At 36.1% G+C, this 18,330-nt stretch carries 23 protein-coding genes; 12 read left to right on the top strand and 11 right to left on the bottom strand.

The genetic code is table 11. The features are described from left to right. Positions 1 to 39 precede the first annotated feature (39 nt). The 3 genes from BLT95_RS09835 (at position 40) to BLT95_RS09825 (ending at position 2,737) form a co-directional block, all read left to right on the top strand. A complete protein-coding gene (locus BLT95_RS09835) occupies positions 40 to 357 on the top strand; it encodes a hypothetical protein (protein WP_089665919.1) in 318 nt (105 codons plus the stop codon). A 118-nt stretch (positions 358 to 475) separates the two neighbouring features. Then, positions 476 to 2,056 carry a SulP family inorganic anion transporter gene (locus BLT95_RS09830; RefSeq protein ID WP_089665918.1) on the top strand — a complete coding sequence of 527 codons (1,581 nt, stop codon included), beginning with the start codon at positions 476 to 478 and terminating at the stop codon, positions 2,054 to 2,056. Positions 2,057 to 2,113: 57 nt separating this feature from the next. After that, the gene (locus tag BLT95_RS09825; protein ID WP_089665917.1) at positions 2,114 to 2,737 is read left to right on the top strand and encodes a carbonic anhydrase family protein; all 624 of its coding nucleotides are present in this window, start codon (positions 2,114 to 2,116) and stop codon (positions 2,735 to 2,737) included. A 77-nt stretch (positions 2,738 to 2,814) separates the two neighbouring features. Here the strand turns inward: BLT95_RS09825 and BLT95_RS09820 are convergent, their stop codons facing one another. Next, positions 2,815 to 3,345: a CvpA family protein gene (locus BLT95_RS09820; protein WP_089665916.1), complete on the bottom strand. Its 531-nt coding sequence runs from the start codon at positions 3,343 to 3,345 to the stop codon at positions 2,815 to 2,817. Between the two features lie 45 nt (positions 3,346 to 3,390). Here BLT95_RS09820 and BLT95_RS09815 point away from each other — a divergent pair, with 45 nt between their 5' ends. The 4 genes from BLT95_RS09815 (at position 3,391) to BLT95_RS09800 (ending at position 6,108) form a co-directional block, all read left to right on the top strand. Then, positions 3,391 to 3,747 (top strand): hypothetical protein, encoded by a 357-nt coding sequence (locus BLT95_RS09815; RefSeq protein WP_089665915.1) that lies wholly within the window; start codon positions 3,391 to 3,393, stop codon positions 3,745 to 3,747. Continuing rightward, complete coding sequence (locus BLT95_RS09810; protein WP_089665914.1) at positions 3,748 to 4,455, top strand: hypothetical protein; 708 nt, start codon at positions 3,748 to 3,750, stop codon at positions 4,453 to 4,455. It abuts the gene before it with no gap. A 65-nt stretch (positions 4,456 to 4,520) separates the two neighbouring features. Further along, a complete protein-coding gene (pheS, locus tag BLT95_RS09805) occupies positions 4,521 to 5,540 on the top strand; it encodes a phenylalanine--tRNA ligase subunit alpha (RefSeq protein WP_089665913.1) in 1,020 nt (339 codons plus the stop codon). A 172-nt stretch (positions 5,541 to 5,712) separates the two neighbouring features. After that, complete coding sequence (locus BLT95_RS09800) at positions 5,713 to 6,108, top strand: hypothetical protein (protein WP_089665912.1); 396 nt, start codon at positions 5,713 to 5,715, stop codon at positions 6,106 to 6,108. 78 nt (positions 6,109 to 6,186) lie between these two features. Here the strand turns inward: BLT95_RS09800 and BLT95_RS09795 are convergent, their stop codons facing one another. The 3 genes from BLT95_RS09795 to BLT95_RS09785 form a co-directional block, all read right to left on the bottom strand. Continuing rightward, positions 6,187 to 7,845 carry a hypothetical protein gene (locus tag BLT95_RS09795; protein ID WP_089665911.1) on the bottom strand — a complete coding sequence of 553 codons (1,659 nt, stop codon included), beginning with the start codon at positions 7,843 to 7,845 and terminating at the stop codon, positions 6,187 to 6,189. A gap of 182 nt (positions 7,846 to 8,027) precedes the next feature. Continuing rightward, positions 8,028 to 8,654: a hypothetical protein gene (locus tag BLT95_RS09790; RefSeq protein WP_089665910.1), complete on the bottom strand. Its 627-nt coding sequence runs from the start codon at positions 8,652 to 8,654 to the stop codon at positions 8,028 to 8,030. A 128-nt stretch (positions 8,655 to 8,782) separates the two neighbouring features. Further along, positions 8,783 to 9,778 carry an NAD(P)H-dependent glycerol-3-phosphate dehydrogenase gene (locus BLT95_RS09785; protein WP_089665909.1) on the bottom strand — a complete coding sequence of 332 codons (996 nt, stop codon included), beginning with the start codon at positions 9,776 to 9,778 and terminating at the stop codon, positions 8,783 to 8,785. A gap of 359 nt (positions 9,779 to 10,137) precedes the next feature. Here BLT95_RS09785 and lysM point away from each other — a divergent pair, with 359 nt between their 5' ends. Beyond that, on the top strand, positions 10,138 to 10,626 hold the full coding sequence (lysM, locus tag BLT95_RS09780) for a peptidoglycan-binding protein LysM (protein WP_089665908.1): 489 nt from the start codon (positions 10,138 to 10,140) through the stop codon (positions 10,624 to 10,626). A gap of 146 nt (positions 10,627 to 10,772) precedes the next feature. Here lysM and nadD read toward each other — a convergent pair whose 3' ends face one another. From nadD to BLT95_RS09760, 4 genes are all read right to left on the bottom strand, one after another. Continuing rightward, entirely contained in the window at positions 10,773 to 11,357 is a 585-nt protein-coding gene (nadD, locus tag BLT95_RS09775; protein WP_089665907.1) for a nicotinate (nicotinamide) nucleotide adenylyltransferase, read from the bottom strand. After that, positions 11,354 to 11,941, bottom strand: a complete 588-nt coding sequence (gene gmk, locus BLT95_RS09770; protein WP_089665906.1) for a guanylate kinase — start codon at positions 11,939 to 11,941, stop codon at positions 11,354 to 11,356. Before gmk ends, nadD begins: the two co-directional genes overlap by 4 nt. Continuing rightward, positions 11,942 to 12,799 (bottom strand): YicC/YloC family endoribonuclease, encoded by an 858-nt coding sequence (locus BLT95_RS09765; protein ID WP_089665905.1) that lies wholly within the window; start codon positions 12,797 to 12,799, stop codon positions 11,942 to 11,944. Between the two features lie 84 nt (positions 12,800 to 12,883). Then, a complete protein-coding gene (locus BLT95_RS09760; RefSeq protein ID WP_089665904.1) occupies positions 12,884 to 13,843 on the bottom strand; it encodes an alpha/beta fold hydrolase in 960 nt (319 codons plus the stop codon). An 83-nt stretch (positions 13,844 to 13,926) separates the two neighbouring features. On the opposite strand from BLT95_RS09760, the gene BLT95_RS09755 reads away from it, so the two are divergent. The 4 genes from BLT95_RS09755 to BLT95_RS09740 all read left to right on the top strand — a co-directional run bounded on the left by BLT95_RS09755 (position 13,927) and on the right by BLT95_RS09740 (position 16,132). After that, positions 13,927 to 14,424: a thioesterase family protein gene (locus tag BLT95_RS09755; RefSeq protein ID WP_089665903.1), complete on the top strand. Its 498-nt coding sequence runs from the start codon at positions 13,927 to 13,929 to the stop codon at positions 14,422 to 14,424. A 5-nt stretch (positions 14,425 to 14,429) separates the two neighbouring features. Further along, on the top strand, positions 14,430 to 15,068 hold the full coding sequence (locus BLT95_RS09750) for a hypothetical protein (RefSeq protein ID WP_089665902.1): 639 nt from the start codon (positions 14,430 to 14,432) through the stop codon (positions 15,066 to 15,068). 89 nt (positions 15,069 to 15,157) lie between these two features. Next, positions 15,158 to 15,595: a hypothetical protein gene (locus BLT95_RS09745; protein WP_157718042.1), complete on the top strand. Its 438-nt coding sequence runs from the start codon at positions 15,158 to 15,160 to the stop codon at positions 15,593 to 15,595. Positions 15,596 to 15,886: 291 nt separating this feature from the next. Beyond that, positions 15,887 to 16,132, top strand: a complete 246-nt coding sequence (locus tag BLT95_RS09740; protein ID WP_231896352.1) for a hypothetical protein — start codon at positions 15,887 to 15,889, stop codon at positions 16,130 to 16,132. Here the strand turns inward: BLT95_RS09740 and BLT95_RS09735 are convergent. Genes BLT95_RS09735 through BLT95_RS09725 form a run of 3 tightly spaced genes read right to left on the bottom strand, consistent with a single transcriptional unit; the run spans position 16,129 to position 18,224 of the window. After that, a complete protein-coding gene (locus tag BLT95_RS09735; protein WP_089665899.1) occupies positions 16,129 to 17,028 on the bottom strand; it encodes a DMT family transporter in 900 nt (299 codons plus the stop codon). The two genes, BLT95_RS09740 and BLT95_RS09735, sit on opposite strands and share 4 nt — an antisense overlap. Continuing rightward, positions 17,021 to 17,374, bottom strand: a complete 354-nt coding sequence (locus BLT95_RS09730; protein WP_089665898.1) for an ArsC/Spx/MgsR family protein — start codon at positions 17,372 to 17,374, stop codon at positions 17,021 to 17,023. Before BLT95_RS09730 ends, BLT95_RS09735 begins: the two co-directional genes overlap by 8 nt. A 58-nt stretch (positions 17,375 to 17,432) precedes the next feature. After that, positions 17,433 to 18,224, bottom strand: coding sequence for a DUF3298 and DUF4163 domain-containing protein (locus BLT95_RS09725; protein WP_172822584.1), 792 nt, complete (start codon positions 18,222 to 18,224; stop codon positions 17,433 to 17,435). Positions 18,225 to 18,330 lie beyond the last annotated feature (106 nt).

Genomic DNA, 18,330 nt, shown 5'->3' with positions numbered 1-18,330 from the left:
AATAGTTTAACTATTCGATATGATTAAACTTATTGGTATTTGTTAAAATTGCCTATTTTTGCCGCCGTGAAGCTGTTTGCCTATATACTGGGATTTATATTTGTTACATTTTTATTCGCTCCAACGGTAATTTCGTTGATCGATAGAAATGTAGATATCTCTATTGCATTCAATGTAAATGAAGAGGAGAGTTCTTCCAAGAATCAAATTAATTTAGAATATACAATTGAAGAAACTGTCTCTAATTATGATAGTATTCATTTTCTTCAAATTATGAAGATAGACGGTCATTTTTATAAAGAGAACCGGTACAAAGTCTTCCTTTCTATTTCTTCCCCTCCACCAAAAATAGTATAATATTCTTCTAATTCTTACATGCCATTACTAAGGCATTTGAGGGAATCTTTAGGCTCCCTTATCATTTTATTTTGTAAAAATTCAACAGGTTTTTAGACCTGTTTAAAACAAGTATGTTATGTTTAAAAATCTTAATAAAGATTTTCCGGCAAGTGTTGTCGTATTTTTCGTTGCTATTCCATTATGTTTAGGGATCGCCCTGGCTAGTGGTGCGCCGCTATTTTCCGGTTTAATTGCCGGTATTGTTGGCGGTATTGTAGTTGGTTCTATAAGTGGAGCCAGTTTAGGAGTAAGTGGTCCTGCTGCAGGTCTTGCCGCGATTGTTTTGGTAGCCATTTCCAGTTTGGGAGGTTATGAAAATTTCCTGTTGGCTGTGGTACTTGCCGGAGTGATTCAGATTCTATTTGGATTTCTAAAAGCGGGAATTATTGGATATTATTTTCCAAATAGTGTGATTAAGGGAATGCTTACCGGTATCGGTATTATCATAGTTCTGAAACAAATTCCTCACTTTTTTGGATATGATGATGATCCTCAGGGAGACTGGGCTTTTTTCCAGGTAGATGGACAGAATACTTTTTCCGAAATAATAAACTCTGTTAATAATATTAGTCCTGGAGCTACCCTGATTGCGATTATAGGGATGGCCATTTTAATACTTTGGGAAGCAGTACTGTCAAAAAAAGGAAAATTTTTCAAATTAGTTCAGGGACCCTTAGTTGCGGTGGTGGTAGGTATCGTTTATTACCTTGTAACCCGTGATTCTGAAACCATGGGAATTTCTGCAGATCACCTGGTAAATGTGCCGGTGCCAGACAGTTTTGATTCATTCATGGGCCAGTTTACTACCCCATCATTTAAAATGATAGGAAATCCACAAATTTGGATCACAGCTTTTACCATTGCATTGGTAGCAAGTTTAGAAACCCTGTTATCTGTAGAGGCGATAGATAAACTGGATCCCCATAAAAGAACAACTCCAACCAACAGAGAGCTTTTTGCTCAGGGAACTGGTAATATGGTGTCAGGACTAATTGGAGGATTGCCTGTAACCCAGGTAATTGTTAGGAGTTCTGCAAATGTTCAATCTGGAGGACAAACAAAAATGTCTGCGATCATACACGGGTTCTTATTACTGATCTCTGTAGTGATTATTCCAAATATTCTAAATTATATTCCACTTTCAGTATTGGCAGCTATTTTATTCCTGGTTGGTTATAAACTGGCAAAACCATCTTTATTTATAAATATGTATAAAGCGGGATGGAAACAATTTGTACCTTTTATAGTTACCATAGTGGGAATCATTTTTGGAGATCTATTAATAGGGATTAGCTTAGGTCTTGTCGTGGGTGTTTTTGTGATCTTAATAAAAAGTTACCAGAACTCTTATTTTCTTCATATCGAAAATGTTGAAAACGGAAGTAAAACAGTAAAAATGAGACTTGCTGAAGAGGTTACTTTTATCAATAAAGGAGCTATTCTTAAGGAGCTAAATAACCTTGATGAAAATTCTTATCTAGTGATGGATGTAAGCAAAACCAGATATCTGGACAGTGATATTATTGAAATTCTTGATGACTTTAAAATTAAGGCTGAGGAAAAAAATATAAATATCAAGATCGTTTCAGAAAGAGGAACCGTTGAAAATCCTGATAGTTACCAGCAATTTTTTAATTTAGATAAAAAGCCAGCTTAAGCATAGATTTCACTATGTCTTATGCATTCTTAAGTAGAATTAATAAAAAATAACATTATGATTACTGAAATAATAAATAAAGAAAAACAATCACAATTAAGTCCTGATGCTGTTCTAAAAGATTTGATGGATGGAAATAAGAGATTCACTGAAAATAAAATGCATCAGAGAAACTATGGTTCTCAAATAGAAAAAACTACTGGAGGGCAATGGCCACAGGCAGTAATTCTTGGCTGTATAGATTCACGTGTTCCTGTTGAAACTGTTTTTGACCAGGGTGTAGGAGATGTTTTTGCTGCAAGAGTAGCAGGTAATTTTGAAAATACCGATATTCTTGGGAGCATGGAATATTCCTGCAAGGTAGCTGGAAGTAAGCTTGTACTCGTACTGGGTCATGAAGGATGTGGTGCTGTAAAAGCGGCTTGTGATGACGTTGAATTAGGTAATATTACTCATTTACTAAGTAATATAAAACCAGCCGTAGAGACAACAGAAACCGATGGGGATAGAAACTCTAAAAACGATTCTTTTGTTGCAGATGTTGTGGAAAACAATGTAAAGCTCACCATGGACAGAATTAGGGGTAAGAGTCCTATTTTAAAAGAAATGGAAGAGAATGGAGAGATTAAGATCGTTGGAGGGGTTTACTCGATTTCCAGCGGAAAAGTTACTTTATTGTAATTCATCTAATCGGCCAGAATAGGCTATGAAAAGTAAGAGAAATCCGGAGCATACTATGTTCCGGATTTTTTAATATTTTAAAGCCTGGCTACATCATCGTCATCATTCAACAGATCTCGTTCCTGTACCTGTTTGATGATAGATGGTAAAATAATGGGGGCGATCCCTTCAACGGGTTCATAAAGTATAGATTCTTCCAGTGTTCTATCTTCAATGATCTCTATACGTTCATTGGTAGCTTTAAAGAACATAATGATCACACTGGTAACGAAAGCTGATTTTATAAGTCCAAAGACTCCACCAAGAAGCTTGTTAACAATTCCAAGAGCTGCAAAAGCAGCGATCTTCGTAAGCATTTTTCCTATTAAGGAAACCAGAAATACGATAAGGATAAAGGTGATCGCAAAACTAATAAGATTAATATATTGAACTTCCCAATCTACATGATTAACCAGGATATTACCTAAAAAATGTGAAAAATGAATGGCGCCGTAAATTCCGGCAACAATTCCTATAAGGGAAGCAAGCTCGGTAAGCAATCCTCTGAAAAAGCCACGTACTAATCCGTATAAAAGTACCAGGCTTAAAATAATATCCACCGTATTCATAAACCAAATATAATAATTATTAAATCTAGATGGTATCTTTGCAATATGGCAAGAGATGAACAACTAAAAGATAGATGGGAGAGAGTTCAAAAGAAACTTTCAGATCAATTTGCAGATGGGGATTTAATGGAACTGGATGCTATTATTTATCTAATTGGAGTACAGGAGTTAGGGCAGCCCCATAAGCGATATAAAAAAGATCATAAAATAGATTTAATGCATATAGCCATTTGCACTTTACTGGAGCCGTATGGTTATTATGAATTCGATTTTTATGATGAAGATGGCTGGCCACATTTTAAAATAAAAGAGGAATTACCTACGTTAAAGGCCGGTGAGCAATCAGTTTTAATGAAGGAAGCCATCGTACAATATTTTATGGAAAAAGAGTATATTTCCTAAATGAATCTGGGACTTTCTCTACTTTCTTTTCCGCAGGATAGCGGGCCTATTTACCAGGAAACTTTAGCGGGAAGGTTGCCCGTAGAGCCTTTTAATACATACAGCAATATTTTCTTCTTACTTATAATCATCTATTTTTCATTGAGAGTTTATAGAGATTATAAAAATCACCGATTCCTGGCGTGGAGCATCCCTGTTCTTTTTACAGGGTTTATTGGAGGTACTGTGTATCATGCTACTCGTAGTCATGATATTTGGATGTATATGGACTGGCTACCAATAGTGGTGCTATGTCTTGCAGTTTCTATCTATTATACGATAAAACTAAAGGCAACCTGGCAAAAAAGGCTAATACTTATTTTATTGGTTTTATTCCTTGTCTTTGGCGTTCAATTACTGCCGTTACCCCAACATTTAAATACTTCGGTAGGATATATCGCTACAGCTATAGGTTTGCTGTCACCCATTATCCTTTATTTCTATACTACCAGGTTACACCATTGGTGGCTCATTTTACTGGCTTTTTTGAGTTTTGGATGTGCAATAAGCTTTAGGATCCTTGATAATTTTGTCTATATCTTCCCGATGGGAACTCACTGGTTATGGCATACTTTCGGGGCTTTATCTGTGTTTTTTCTGATGAATTATATTTATAAAGACAAATTGACCCCACTTAGGGCCGCTTCGGAAAAATCAAAAACTGAATAAGGCCTTAAAAGCTGAAGTTTAGGTTTAAATTTTATTAAATTTGCGCTTCCGAAACGAAATCACCTATGATCGATAAAATTAAAGGACATATCACTGATGTTGAAAGCTTTAGTGCGAAGACAAAAGACGAAATCGAAGCATTCCGAATAAAATATCTGGGAAAAAAGGGAATGCTTAATGAGTTTTTTGCGGAGTTTAAGAATGTTCCTAATGAAGAGAAAAAAGAATTTGGTCAGGTAATTAATGAACTGAAAACGGCTGCTCAGGCCAAAGTGAATTCTTTAAAGGAAGAGCTCGAGAATACCCAGGAAGAAAAAGGTGTTTATGGAGATCTTTCCAGACCTGCGGAGCCTGTTGAGATTGGTTCCAGACATCCTATATCTATCGTTAAGAACCAAATCACAGAGATCTTTTCTAATATTGGTTTTAATGTATCTGAAGGGCCTGAGATGGAGGACGACTGGCATAATTTCACGGCTTTGAACCTTCCGGAATATCATCCTGCCAGAGATATGCAGGATACGTTCTTTATTCAAACAGATCCTGATATTTTATTGAGAACCCATACTTCATCGGTTCAGGTAAGATATATGGAAGAAAACAAACCACCAATAAGAACTATTTCTCCTGGAAGGGTTTTTAGGAACGAAGCAATTTCAGCAAGGTCGCACTGCATTTTTCACCAGGTGGAGGGCTTATATATAGATAAGGATGTTTCGTTTGCAGATATGAAGCAAACCATCTTATACTTTACAAAGCAATTATTCGGAAAATCGAAAATAAGGTTGAGACCTTCTTACTTCCCGTTTACCGAGCCAAGTGCAGAGGTGGATGTTTACTGGGGGCTGGAAACCGAAACTGATTACCGAATTACCAAAGGTACCGGCTGGCTGGAAATTATGGGCTGCGGAATGGTTGACCCGAATGTTTTAAGAAATTGCAATATAGATCCTCAGGAATATTCAGGTTTTGCTTTTGGAATGGGAATAGAAAGAATTGCAATGCTACTATATCAAATAGAAGATATTAGAATGTTCTATGAAAACGATCTTCGATTCCTGGAACAATTTAAGTCAGCACTTTAATGAAAAAATACAGCTTCCTGGTTTTAGCAGTTGTGATATTGGGTATAATAATTTATATCACGTTCGTAATTGCTTTGATAAAGATCACTTTAGGCCTTATTTTATTAGCTGTTGCGGTTATTTTTTTATGGTTGCTCTGGCAAAAAATTAAAGAGAAAGCGAAAGAAAAGTTTTGAAAAAGGATATCGAAATACCTGAAGTTAAAGATGTTCATGTAGCCGCGGTTAAAGTCTTCAACGAAGAATTTGAGGCATATGAATGGAATGTGTATTTGGTTAATAACACCAATGAACCCATAGAAATGGTTCTTATTGTTTCTAAAGGTTTTGATAAGAAAAGAGAGACTTCTCTAATGCGGCATAAAATTGAAGTGTTGCCTTCAAAGAATTTCGCAAAGGTGGAGTATTTACAGGATGAGGTTCTTAAACTGAACAATGAATTCAAAGTCACTTATTTTGCCGGAACGCAGATGATGGAAAAGACTTTTCTTTTTAAGCCAAATACTATTAAAGAAAGTACTGCGGTAAAAATACCTGTTATTCCTGAAAAAGGGATTTTAGCAAAATAGACATGCCTTCATAAACTAAAAATAAAAAAGCCTCCGCAAAAATGGAGGCTTCTTCTTTCAACGTCGTTTTAACCTAAACTAATTGAATTTATTATTTAGATCTTCAAAATTACCCAGTACTTTACCCCCGCTATTGATTTTAACGTCTCCTGAAACGTAGATCCTGGAATCTTCTCCAATAAATTCCAATGTCCCTTCACTTTGAATATGTAGATCTCCATGAATTTCAACCAGGCCTTCAATTTTAAAGCTACTGTTGGAACTTATTACAAGATTTTCTGAAGATTTCTTGTTTCCAAGTTTAAAGTTTCCAGACACGTTAAGCACTGATTCACTACTTAAGTTGGCGCTTTTCTCAATAAGCATTTCTCCACAGAAGTTCAAGGTACCATTTACATTAAGATGCTTTAGGTTCATTAAACCATTATAGGAAGCCATGGAATTTGATGGGATAGTGAGGTTTTTGCCTCCGGTATATAAGTCAAATTCTGAGCAGGTAAGAAAGTTACCTGTTTCTATATCTGTTTGTGGAGTGATAATTTTCAGGATCTTCAATCCGGTTCCAGTTGCCAAATAGATATATTCTCCTTTAGCCTGAACAAAATTTGCACTTCCTTCAATTTCAGCAACACCTTCAGCAATGGGATTCAGTTGCTCATTTAATTTTATAATGTCAAGTCCCGCTCCGCCATTGGCCATATAAATAAAATTACCGTCTGTAGAAATGGCATTCGTTACCTTATCTTCAGTATTTATGCTGGAAGCATCAGGATGTATCCTCAATGGTAATGTCATCACTTTCTGACCTGCGTCAAAGTTATATATTCCTGCTCCTTCAATTCCTTCAGAAACTAAGACGTTGTTGCCATACCATGCGATTGTTCTCTTTGATTCTGGCGTTAATGTAGCAGTTCCTATGGCATGGTTCTCTATAAATTCTTCGTTTAAACTAAACTCTAAAAGTCCATCCTCACCACTTAAAACAGCGAGTTTATTATCATTGCCTGCAGCATATCTCAAATCGCCAAGGCCAATCTCAGCTCCAGAAGTGAACGCACTGTTAGCACCTGAAAGCTTATAGCTTCCTGCAATTCCTGAATTGCCACTAATTAAGATTGTATTTCCATTAAAGTCTAATACATGTACACCTGTATGACCTGCAAGCGCATAATCCAGTTCAAAATCTGAGGAAAACTGTCCGTTCTGGGTTGAGACATATCCCAAAAGGCTGTGATTTCCTCCTTCGCCATTGATGGAAGCTCCTGTAAAAACGATATTGTTATTAGTGTCTATATAAAGAGAATTAATATCTGCGATATTAGATTTCATTCTACTTACAAGCACTGGATTATATTTATCACTAACATCTACAATATCTATCGCACCAAGGTATATTGCACCCTCTTTATTATAAGATACATAGGCGAAATTCCCTTTTACATCAACGTGAGTAGCACGAAGCGTTTCACCGTTCAATTTTGGTGGTTCAAGGTAAGCGATTTGCTCGATCCCGAAGATCCAGGCAGGTTCCTGGTTTCTAGTATCATTATTTATTCGTGATATTCCAATGACCCCGGTTTCTTCTAAATTTATAGCTGCCTGTAATTCTGAAGTCTCTGTAGAGATATTGAAGTTTGATTGCTGCTCTACCAGATCGTTATTTGATTTTTCATCCTTTTGACAGGAGATAAATATTAAAGCAAAAGAAAGGCTAAGTAAGAATAATCTTTGAGTCATAAAATAAGTTAGGTTTTTGTATTTGGGCAAGTAAAAATAGCAATTAAACCGAGCAAAAAAATAGAAACTCTTTGAATAGCAGGACTATTCGATAAAACGTAAGAAAAAACCGATAAGAAAATTCTTTCCAATAAAAAAGGCTGGTTTTTTAACCAGCCTTTATAAATATTCTAATTTGGAATTTACTTTATTTTTTGCGAGACATCTTCAAATTCACCTTCTATAAGTGCTTTCTTTGAGATCTTTGCTTTTCCAAGAACTTCTATAGAACTATTATTTCCAAGGAACCTTAGAATGGTATTGTTATGTAACACCAGATCTCCTTTAATAATAACATTGCCTTCTACAACCAGATGACCTCCATAATTCACTTTTACATCACCTTCAGTGATCATCTCTCCACCAAGATTAAAGGTGCCTCCCTGATTAACTTTTACGCTTTCACGAATGTTTAGGGTGCCACAAATATTTAATTGGTCGCTGATAACGATATTTTCAACGTCAATTTCGCCATGGTATGATTGTGGCGCATCATAAACGGCCAGTAGTTCTCCTTTTCCATCATAGTGGCCATACGTATCACAATTTGCCAGCGCTCCCTCAAAAGCTCCAGGATCGTGTAAATTCTTTCCTGATTCACCATCTAGATAATAAGGACCGTCATGCCACTTATTAACGTCATGTTTTTTTTCTTTCTGACTATTTTGAATTTCATTGATCTCTTCCGGATTTTCTGAAGAAACATCAGACTGACAGGATGTAATAGCCAGGGCTGCAATTAAGCAGAAGCTCGCGAATTTTGTGTTCATGATAATTTGATTATTAGGGGTTTGGGATAGTAAAGGTAATATTTATTTCGATGAATCATGTAAGATTGTCGTCGAAATGTCATTATCTCAACAACTATATTAATATAAAGTAAGAAAAATCTTAGGATTTAATCCAGTTTATCTACTAATTTATTGAAGACCTTCTTTGGGTTTTTCCCCTCGTAGAGTATCGCATATACTGCATTGATAATGGGGGTTTTCGCCTTTTTTGCCTTATTGATTTTATAAGCGCTTTCAGTAGCATAATAGCCTTCTGCCACCATACTCATCTCCATCTGGGCGCTTTTTACTGTATAACCCTTACCAATCATATTTCCAAACATTCGGTTACGACTAAAAATAGAATATCCGGTCACAAGAAGATCACCTAAGTAAGCAGAATCATTGATATTCCGCTTCATCTTATGCACTTTTTTAATGAATTTCTTCATTTCTCTAATCGCATTGCTCATAAGAACACTCTGGAAGTTATCTCCATATCCCAAACCATGCGCAATTCCTGCGGCAATCGCATAAATATTCTTCAATACGGCCGCATATTCTGTTCCTATAACGTCGTCACTAATTTTACAAGTGATATAGTCGCTTCCAAGATATCCGGCTACGATCTCCGCTTTTTTTTCATCCTGGCACGCTACGGTTAAATAAGAAAGTCTTTCCAGGGCTACTTCCTCGGCATGGCAGGGACCTGTAAGAATTCCAATATTTTCGAAAGGAACCTCAAAATATTCATTGAAATGTTCTCCTACAATTAAACTTGTTTCTGGAACGATACCTTTTATAGCTGAAAATACGATCTTATCTGTCAATGGAACCTTTAAAGCATCTAATTCGCGTTTTAGGAATGCAGATGGAATAGCGAAAATTATATAGTCTGAGGCGGCAACAGTTTCATTAATGTCATTGCTTAAATTAAGCTGGTTTACATCAAACTCAACAGAACTTAGGTAGTTAGGGTTGTGATCCTGCTTTTTTATGTGTTCAATAGCGTACACGCTACGCATATACCAGTTTACCTGTTCCAGGTTTTCACATAACATCTTTACAATTGCAGTGGCCCAGCTACCACCTCCAATAACACCAAAACTCGGAGCTTTATCCATATATTTACATTCTCTTTTCCAAAAATAGTCAAATTTCGAAGTATTTAAAGTTTTTCGCTTTGAATCCTACTGTTTATTGAGAATATTTCAAAAAGACTCGTTTTTAAACTTTAACAATTTATGGAATCTTTAAATGCAATCTCATAAGAACTGAACCGTTATAAACCTGTTCTTCCTGTACATCTTTTTCAAGAAGAACGCTCTTAGTTTTTTTGGTTGGTTATTTAGTTGAAAAGACCGTTTCATAAGAAGCGGTCTTTTTAATTTCTAAATAATTTTTTGGAAAACTTTAGGATTGCGAAAAGGTCCAGACTTGATTGTCTTTTGTACATTTAGTTAACTAACTATAAATCATAAAAATGGGTATATTTTCTTTTATTAAAGACGCGGGCAAGAAGATTTTTGGAATAGACAAACCTAAGTCAAAAGAGACCGGAACGAATGATGACCTAAGAGAGAATGAAAAAGCAGCTAGAAAGCTTGAAGAAACCATTAAAGACCTGAATCTAAAAGTTGAAAATTTAAAAATTCATATAGAGAATGACATGGCGGTTGTTTCAGGAAAAGCTCTGGACCAGGCCAACCGGGAAAAAATTATTTTGGTTGTTGGAAACTCTGAAGGGATCTCACAGGTTGATGATAAGATGGATGTTGAAAATACAGAGCCAGAAGCTGTATTTCATACTGTAGAAAGAGGTGATACTTTAAGTAAAATATCAAAAGAACATTATGGAGATCCTAATCAATATCCATTGATATTTGAAGCCAACAAACCAATGTTGCAGGATCCAGATAAAATTTATCCAGGACAGGTGCTAAGAATACCACCTATGGAAGCAAAAAGATAATATAAAACAAAAAAGACTGTTTAGAAATTTTGAGAATGTTACACTGAGAGCAGTCGACGTTCTAAAGCTTGTAGTTCCACAATGAAAAAAGTAGGATCAATCAGCTAAATTGAAGATTCAAAATAGGTTTTTAAACAGTCTTTTACCTATCTATAAAAGTTCATTTCATCAATATAATTCCAAACCTTTTCATCCAGAAGAGGGCGTACATTCTTTAATTCCATAATAGATTTTCTTATAAAAGTGGAAGAGATTTCAACAATAGGGGCATTTACCCTGGTGATTCTGGGATGATCCTGGTATTCTTCTGATACTGCACCAGGAGCAATCCTTGGGTACACATAGATCTCATGGTTTTCTAAAATCACGTCAGAATTTTTCCATTTATGAAAACTTTTGAGGTTGTCTTCACCCATAATAAGACAAAACTCATTAGTAGGAAATTTTTCCTGAAGGTGTACCAGTGTCTTTACGGTATAATTAGGTTGTGGAAGGTCAAATTCAATATTGCTGGGCTTTAGTTTTTCATAGTTCTCACAAGCCCTGTGCACCATCTCCAATCGATGATGATTATCAAGTAAGCTGCTTTTCTTTTTAAGTGGATTATGAGGCGTAACCACTAGCCAGATTTCTTCAAGATCTGAATATTCAGCCATATGATTTGCAATGATCAAATGGCCGGTGTGAATAGGATTAAAAGTTCCAAAGAACAAACCTACCTTTCTATTCATTCTTCCGGTTTTTCAGCACCTACATAATTTGAAACCAAATTATAAGCTTCTTTTAAAGCCGTGCCTAAATGATTATTTTCAATAATAAAATCAAACTGAGGAGCGGTTGCTAATTCTATAGAAGCCTTTGCAACCCTCATGCTAATCTTATCGTCACTTTCCGTCTTTCTTTTCTTCAGCCGGATCTTTAACTCTTCAATACTTGGTGGCTTTACAAAAACCGCCAGGGTCCTTTCGGGATAAATATTCTTTATATCTAAGCCCCCAACCACATCGATATCAAAGATCACATGCTTGCCTTTTTTCCAGATACGTTCTACTTCACTTTTTAAAGTTCCGTAGAAATTGTCCCGGTATACCTCTTCCCATTCAAGAAACTCATCATTTTTGATCTTCTGTTTAAAATCATGCAGGGAAAGGAAATAATAATCCTGGCCATGAGTTTCATTTCCTCTGGGTTCACGGGAAGTTGCCGAAATTGAAAAATCCAGCTTTAATTCCTGGTGCTTTAATAAGTGACGTACTATCGTGGTTTTTCCAGATCCCGACGGGGCAGAAAATACGATAAGTTTCCCTTCGCTCATTTAGAGTACGTTTAGAATTTGTTCTTTTATTTTTTCCAGTTCGTCCTTCATTTGCACCACTAATTGCTGCATCGGGGCGTAATTTGATTTGCTACCAATGGTGTTAATTTCACGCCCTATCTCCTGAGAAATAAAGGCCAGTTTTCTACCATTGGAATCTTTGGAGTTTAAAGTTTTTTGAAAGTAATCCAGATGATTGTCAAGTCTTACTTTTTCTTCGGTAATGTCAAATTTCTCGATATAATAAACGATCTCCTGCTCAAATCGATTTTCATCTGCTTGTTCCTTGATCTCCTCGATCCCTTTACGAAGTCTTTCACGTACGGCATCAACCCTGTCCGGATCAATTTTAATGACTTCTTTCAGTAGATCCTGAATATTTGTAATTCTTAATTTAAGGTCTTTTTCAAGGGCTTTCCCTTCATCATTTCTGAAGTTATTGATCTCTTTTAGCGCATCTTTAACAGCAGTTTCAATTGCGTTGAATTCTTCATCATCAATCTCATCTCTTTCGGTTTTAAGAGAATCTGGCATTTTAACGGCCATTTTCAGTAATTCAACCTCGCTGGCATTTACGATATCCCTCAACTGGTCCATGTAATTCTTTACAACCTCAGTATTTACATTTGTAGAGGTTTGCTCTCCCGTATATTCAACATATATAGAAAGATCCACTTTTCCGCGGCCAAGTGAATTTGAAATGATATTCCGAAGATCGAGTTCCTTTTCACGATATTGGGAAGGAATGCGCGCATTCAGGTCAAAATTCTTACTGTTTAGAGATTTCAGCTCTACAGTGATTTTTTTATTGGGAATTTGAGTAAGACTTTTCCCGAAGCCCGTCATAGATTGAATCATGCCTGAATTTTAAAAGCTTGCGCAAAGATAATCAATTCTATAGCATCTCCAATTGATTACGTATTTGATAGTCTCACACTTAACTTAAAGTGATTCAATAAATTCTATGGCTCGTTTTTCATGGTAAAAGTTGTTTGATTTGGTGACAAACCCAACGTGCCCACCATAGGAAGGGACTTCCAGGTGAATATATTCTGAATTTTCGGCAATTTCATAAGGATAACATTGGGGAGAAAGAAAACTGTCATTCTTAGCGTTTAAAATAAGAACAGGTTTCTTAATTCCTTTGAGAAAACCCAAAGCACTGGTTTTTTTATAATAATCTGATGCATCCTTATATCCATGGGCTTTGGAGGTGTAAAGATCATCAATATCCCTTAATGAACTACAGGCTGAAATATTATTTTTCTGAATATACTCTGGAAATTTTTCAGCCCTGGCATAGAGATGTTTTTTTAAGTTTAGTTCAAAGCGTTTTGCATAGACAAAATTCCTCATTCTATTGATAGCTCCTAGAGAACCTGCAAGATCAAAGGGTACAGAAACTCCTACACCGCCAATAATCTCCTTGGGTAAGCTCCTGTTTTCGCCCATGTATTTCATGAGCATATTCGCTCCCAGGCTAAAACCTACCAGGGCAATTTTCGAATATTTCTTTAGGGAGAGTATATGAGTTATTACTTCGGCAAGATCGTCGCTGGCACCGGCATGATAACTTCTGAAAAAACGGTTTAGTTCTTCACTACAACCCCTGAAATTCATAGCAGCAGCATCCCAGTTTTGATGGTTAAAGGTGCGGGCCATTCCGCGCATGTACGGCCGGCTGGTATTTCCTGCGAGTCCGTGCAATAGTATTACCAGTTTATCGGTTTCGCTGGAAGCATTACTCCAATCTAAATCTATAAAATCACCATCGCTTAATTCTATTCTCTCCCGCTCATATACCGGCATTTCTACCTTTCGTAGAGTAGCAGCAAAGATCGTGGAAGCATCTGAATTTTTAAAAATCCCTGGCGGAATATAGTTTCCAGTTATGATTGGCATGCTTTTCAATTTTAATATAAACTTAGGTAAAATTAGCTATGCATGCATAATATTTATTGGTAGTTTTGAATAAATTGAAGATTATGTATAGCAAAAAATTTGAAATAAGATGGAGTGATCTGGATGCCAACAGACATTTGGCCAATTCAGCATTTATAAATTTTATGAGCCATACCCGTATGGGTTTCCTTATGGAAAATGGATTTGGGCACAAGCAGCTCTCTCATTATAATCTGGGGCCCATTGTCTTCTACGAGCATATCTATTATTTCAAAGAAATATTTGCTGGGGAACCGGTAACAGTAACGCTGGAATTAAGCGGACTTTCTGAAGATGGGATGTACTTTGAATTTACCCATAAGATCTATGACCATAATGGTAAGAATTGCGCCACTTGTGAAATGATGGGATCCTGGATAGACCTTGAGAAAAGAAAGCTTACTACGCTGTCTGATGAACTTTTTAAGCAGCTGGATAATACTCCAAAATCAAAAGATTTTAGAATCCTTACTAAAGAAGATACCCGTAAATATGGAAAACGACCTCAGGATCTTACTCAGGATGAATTGAACGATCTATAATTTTTATGGAGGAAACAATTAAAGAGATCTGGTATGCCTGTTATGGCTCCAATATTAGAAAGGAGCGTTTCATGTGTTATATTAATGGTGGAACTCCTCCTGGTGCCCTAAAAAATTTCAAAGGTTGCGTAGATAAATCTGAACCCAGGGACAGCAGAACCATCACCATAGATCATGAAATGTATTTTGCCAAAAAATCCGCTACCTGGAATGGTGGCGGAATTTGTTTTTTAAAAGCAAAAAAAGATTCTTCTGCGAATACATTGGGAAGGACTTATTTAATCAATTCCGGTCAGTTTATAGATCTGGTTAGGCAGGAACTCAAGTTTGAAGGAGAGATCGTAATAGATTTTAAAGAGTTGATTAAGAATGGATTTTATAATTGCATGAGCGATGGCCGTTATGGTTTATTATTGTATTTGGGTGAAATTGAAGGAAAGCCTGTAGTGACCTTTACCAGTGAAGTCTTTTTGGAAAATGAAATTAATAAACCCGATGAGCAGTATCTGCTAACTATAATCCGCGGTCTAAAAGACATTTATCAAATTACTGATCTCGAAATTCTTAAATATCTTCAAAGCAAGAAAGGAGTTGAGAATTTATTTTCGTCTAGCCAACTTCAGAAAATAATACGTAAGGTCTGATTGATTTTAAATAACTGAAAATCAGTAAATTTACTTTGTAATCTGTCATTCTAAAAACCTACTTGTCTTGAAGTCTTAAATTCAGGAAGATGAGAAGTTTTAAAATCACTCTAAGAGCATATGCAAGGTACTTGTCGGTATTAATTATTTTCCAAAGTTGTAGTATTTATTATTCGGGCAATATCAGTCTTGAAAAAGCTTCTGAAACAAATCGAAAAGTCCGGGTGACTACAAATTCTGGAGAAAAGCTTCGTTTTAAATGGATAGAAGCTGTGGGTGAGAATTACTACGGTTTCACAAGGGAAAATTCAGGTTCTTTTAAAAGTTTACAAAAATTGGGTGTGACTGGAAGAGATTCTGGCAAGTTTTATAGGTTTGGATTAGAGACCTTGCAAATTGATAAAATTCAGGCTAAAAATTACTCGGCTTCTACAATTGCTACCGTTGTTATTTCAATTGTAGGTTTATTGGCTGTCTTAGTTACAATTGCTGCGGCAACGTGGAATGTTGGCTTTGCTGCCTGGTAACATAGTAAAATTACCAGGAACGTAAGATGTTTTATAAGAACTTAAAAAAACCGTGGGCTTGTTATTGTGATTCCCTAAAACCATTCTGGAGGTGTCATTGAATAATCAGGGCAAAATGCTGCCATTTAGCTGGATTAAAGGTGGTTAAATATACATTACTTAACTTAGGGATCATTTAAAAAGCATATTATGAAAATAATAAATTCCCGCCTCCACGGTATCATCGATTACCTGGTAGTGCTATTCTTAGTAATTTCACCCACTGTTTTTAATTTACCCGAATTAGCCGCAATGGTGGCATATCTTCTGGCTGGAGTGCATCTACTGCTTACGATTTTTACATCTTTTGAATTTGGAGTGATAAAACTAATTCCGTTTAAGCTACATGGGGTGATAGAGCTTATAGTCTCGTTTGCTTTGGTGGGACTGGCGTTTTACCTGGGTGTTGAAGAAGGAGTTTTAGCCAGAAACTTCTACCTAGGCTTTGCAATCGCGGTGTTCCTTACCTGGTTGTTTACAAATTACAGGTCCGCTTAATTTTTGATCTTAGTTTTTCTTACACTAACCATATACACGCCAATAAATACAAGAGCAGCGGCTAATCCTTTGATCCACGTCAATTTATCGGCTCCAACAGAAATTGCAAAGGTGATCGCGATCAATGGCTGAAGATAAATAAAAGCGCTAATTGTAGAAGCAGATAGTTGTTTAAGCGCATAAATATTCAGCAGATAGGTCATAAAGGTGGTTCCTAAGACCACAAAACCCATTTTCCAGACAGCGTCCAAAGGCAGGCTGGTCCATTCTACAGCAACAAATTCAGTATAAGTAACCGGTAGATTGATGAAGATTGCGATGAAGAATAACCATTTCATCAGGGTAATTGCGTGATATTTTTTAGTGAGCGGTTTTACTAAGATCAGGTAAAGACCATAGGAGAAAGCATTCACTATAAATAACATATTTCCCAGGGGAACATTGGGAGCATTAAAATTCTCTCCTGAACTAAAAAGAATTAAAACCAGTGCCCCGCCCATTCCAATGATGATTCCAAGAGTCTTTAGCAGAGTAATTTTTTCTTTGATAAGGATAGACGCAAGAATAAGAACCATTACCGGAGACAGGGTAATTATTACGGAAGAATTAATTGGAGTAGACAAACTTAAGCCCTTGAAAAAGAAAAGCATATTAATGACCATTCCAAAAATAGCGCAACCTAGAATTCTAGGCCAGTCTGAATTATCGATCTTTTCTTTTGGAGCAAAAAGACTTATGATCCAGAAAAGTATTGCTGCTCCGGTTACTCTTAGCAGAATAAATCCAAAAGGCTCTATATAAAGAGGCATTAGACCTTTTGCAATCGTATGATTTACACCATATATGGCACTTGCTGCAAATGCAGCCAGAATGGCCAGAAGACGGCTGTTATCCATGAATAGATTCTTTAGCTTCAGCTACCGTTTTCTTGGAATTGCCAATAAAAATCTTGTCGTTATTAATTATTACCGGTCTTTTTAAGAAAGTATAATGTTCAAGTATGAGATTTTTAAATCTACCTTCATCCAGATCTTCATTTTTAAGGTCTCTTTCTTTATACAATCTGGCTCTTTTGCTAAAAAGTGATTCATAGCTACCAGATAGTTGACGCATTTCATCTAATTGTTCTTCTGTAATTTTTTCAGATTTAATATCCTGAAGAATAAAAGAATCTGGCACTTCGAGTTCCTTTAAAATTCTCTTACAGGTATCGCAGGTAGAAAGATGATATATTTTTTTCATAGCCAGAAATTTATAAATGCAAAGAACGGAATTTTCAAATAAAGAAGAGCTGACTTTTCTATGCTTTTGGTGCTGCTATCTTCAAATTAAAGAACTGTTCAATCTTGTTTCTTGAATAGGTTAGAATAAAATTACCTGCAGCATAAGGTGCAATTTCATAGGCATTGTAATGTAATATCACCTTTTCGTTTGTAATCCCGATATTTTGTGGAAGATGAAACCTGTCGTTTTCGAAAAATAGACCCGTGCTATTAATGTTTTCATTCAAAGGGATTCCTTTTTTATTCCTGAAATCTTTTTCTACAAAATCAATAAATTCTGAAGTAAATAAATCTTCGGGTTTTAAGATCTTTCCTGTTTCGGAATCAAAATTCAAATACCGGGTGCTTCTATATCCATGTGCACCACCGGTAAACATATCTGTATTGAATTTAAGAGATATTAAATTAGGCGTGTGATATGCGACCTTGCCGTTGATCGTGGCTTCCCAAGGCAATTCATATTCAGGAAACTCCCGTGCTGTTTCCTGGTAGTTCTTAATAAAGTTCTCTGCTAATTCTTCGGGTTTTTCTACCCCACCATCTTCTTGATAATCTATAGTGTTCAGAAGGAAATTCTCAATTTCTTTATTGATTTTTTCAGCTTCTCCGGTTCCATTTTCAGCAACGGGGAACACAAGACTTATAAAGGTACAATCGCCTTCTTCAGGATTACAGGCTTCCAGTCTTTTTTCTATGGTTTTAGATGAAAAACTAAGTTCCTTTTCGGTCTTGTTTTCAGATTCTTTTTTCTCATCGGCACAGGATATACTCAATAATGCCAATAGCAGCGGCAACAATATTCTCTTCACAATACAGGTGTTAAATAACATGATAAAGGTAAAGGCAATTTTGTGATTGCCCAACTGGGTCACTACATTTGTTTTTCAACTTTTTTAAGGTAGAAAGTTTATACAG

This window comes from Gramella sp. MAR_2010_147, from assembly GCF_900105135.1.
Lineage (GTDB): Bacteria > Bacteroidota > Bacteroidia > Flavobacteriales > Flavobacteriaceae > Christiangramia.
The sequence above is the reverse complement of the archived record's forward strand: the minus strand, read 5'-3'. Positions and strand labels throughout refer to the sequence as shown.

What these genes read in the sequence shown, in the direction of transcription:
- BLT95_RS09740 (WP_231896352.1), top strand. Translation starts at nt 15,887, where the DNA reads ATGGTGGCATATCTTCTGGCTGGAGTGCATCTACTGCTTACGATTTTT.
- BLT95_RS09760 (WP_089665904.1), bottom strand. Translation starts at nt 13,843, where the DNA reads ATGCCAATCATAACTGGAAACTATATTCCGCCAGGGATTTTTAAAAAT.
- BLT95_RS09830 (WP_089665918.1), top strand. Translation starts at nt 476, where the DNA reads ATGTTTAAAAATCTTAATAAAGATTTTCCGGCAAGTGTTGTCGTATTT.
- nadD (WP_089665907.1), bottom strand. Translation starts at nt 11,357, where the DNA reads ATGAATAGAAAGGTAGGTTTGTTCTTTGGAACTTTTAATCCTATTCAC.
- BLT95_RS09750 (WP_089665902.1), top strand. Translation starts at nt 14,430, where the DNA reads ATGGAGGAAACAATTAAAGAGATCTGGTATGCCTGTTATGGCTCCAAT.
- BLT95_RS09785 (WP_089665909.1), bottom strand. Translation starts at nt 9,778, where the DNA reads ATGGATAAAGCTCCGAGTTTTGGTGTTATTGGAGGTGGTAGCTGGGCC.
- BLT95_RS09765 (WP_089665905.1), bottom strand. Translation starts at nt 12,799, where the DNA reads ATGATTCAATCTATGACGGGCTTCGGGAAAAGTCTTACTCAAATTCCC.
- BLT95_RS09815 (WP_089665915.1), top strand. Translation starts at nt 3,391, where the DNA reads ATGGCAAGAGATGAACAACTAAAAGATAGATGGGAGAGAGTTCAAAAG.
- BLT95_RS09820 (WP_089665916.1), bottom strand. Translation starts at nt 3,345, where the DNA reads ATGAATACGGTGGATATTATTTTAAGCCTGGTACTTTTATACGGATTA.
- pheS (WP_089665913.1), top strand. Translation starts at nt 4,521, where the DNA reads ATGATCGATAAAATTAAAGGACATATCACTGATGTTGAAAGCTTTAGT.
- BLT95_RS09810 (WP_089665914.1), top strand. Translation starts at nt 3,748, where the DNA reads ATGAATCTGGGACTTTCTCTACTTTCTTTTCCGCAGGATAGCGGGCCT.
- gmk (WP_089665906.1), bottom strand. Translation starts at nt 11,941, where the DNA reads ATGAGCGAAGGGAAACTTATCGTATTTTCTGCCCCGTCGGGATCTGGA.
- BLT95_RS09735 (WP_089665899.1), bottom strand. Translation starts at nt 17,028, where the DNA reads ATGGATAACAGCCGTCTTCTGGCCATTCTGGCTGCATTTGCAGCAAGT.
- lysM (WP_089665908.1), top strand. Translation starts at nt 10,138, where the DNA reads ATGGGTATATTTTCTTTTATTAAAGACGCGGGCAAGAAGATTTTTGGA.
- BLT95_RS09790 (WP_089665910.1), bottom strand. Translation starts at nt 8,654, where the DNA reads ATGAACACAAAATTCGCGAGCTTCTGCTTAATTGCAGCCCTGGCTATT.
- BLT95_RS09825 (WP_089665917.1), top strand. Translation starts at nt 2,114, where the DNA reads ATGATTACTGAAATAATAAATAAAGAAAAACAATCACAATTAAGTCCT.
- BLT95_RS09795 (WP_089665911.1), bottom strand. Translation starts at nt 7,845, where the DNA reads ATGACTCAAAGATTATTCTTACTTAGCCTTTCTTTTGCTTTAATATTT.
- BLT95_RS09745 (WP_157718042.1), top strand. Translation starts at nt 15,158, where the DNA reads ATGAGAAGTTTTAAAATCACTCTAAGAGCATATGCAAGGTACTTGTCG.
- BLT95_RS09755 (WP_089665903.1), top strand. Translation starts at nt 13,927, where the DNA reads ATGTATAGCAAAAAATTTGAAATAAGATGGAGTGATCTGGATGCCAAC.
- BLT95_RS09730 (WP_089665898.1), bottom strand. Translation starts at nt 17,374, where the DNA reads ATGAAAAAAATATATCATCTTTCTACCTGCGATACCTGTAAGAGAATT.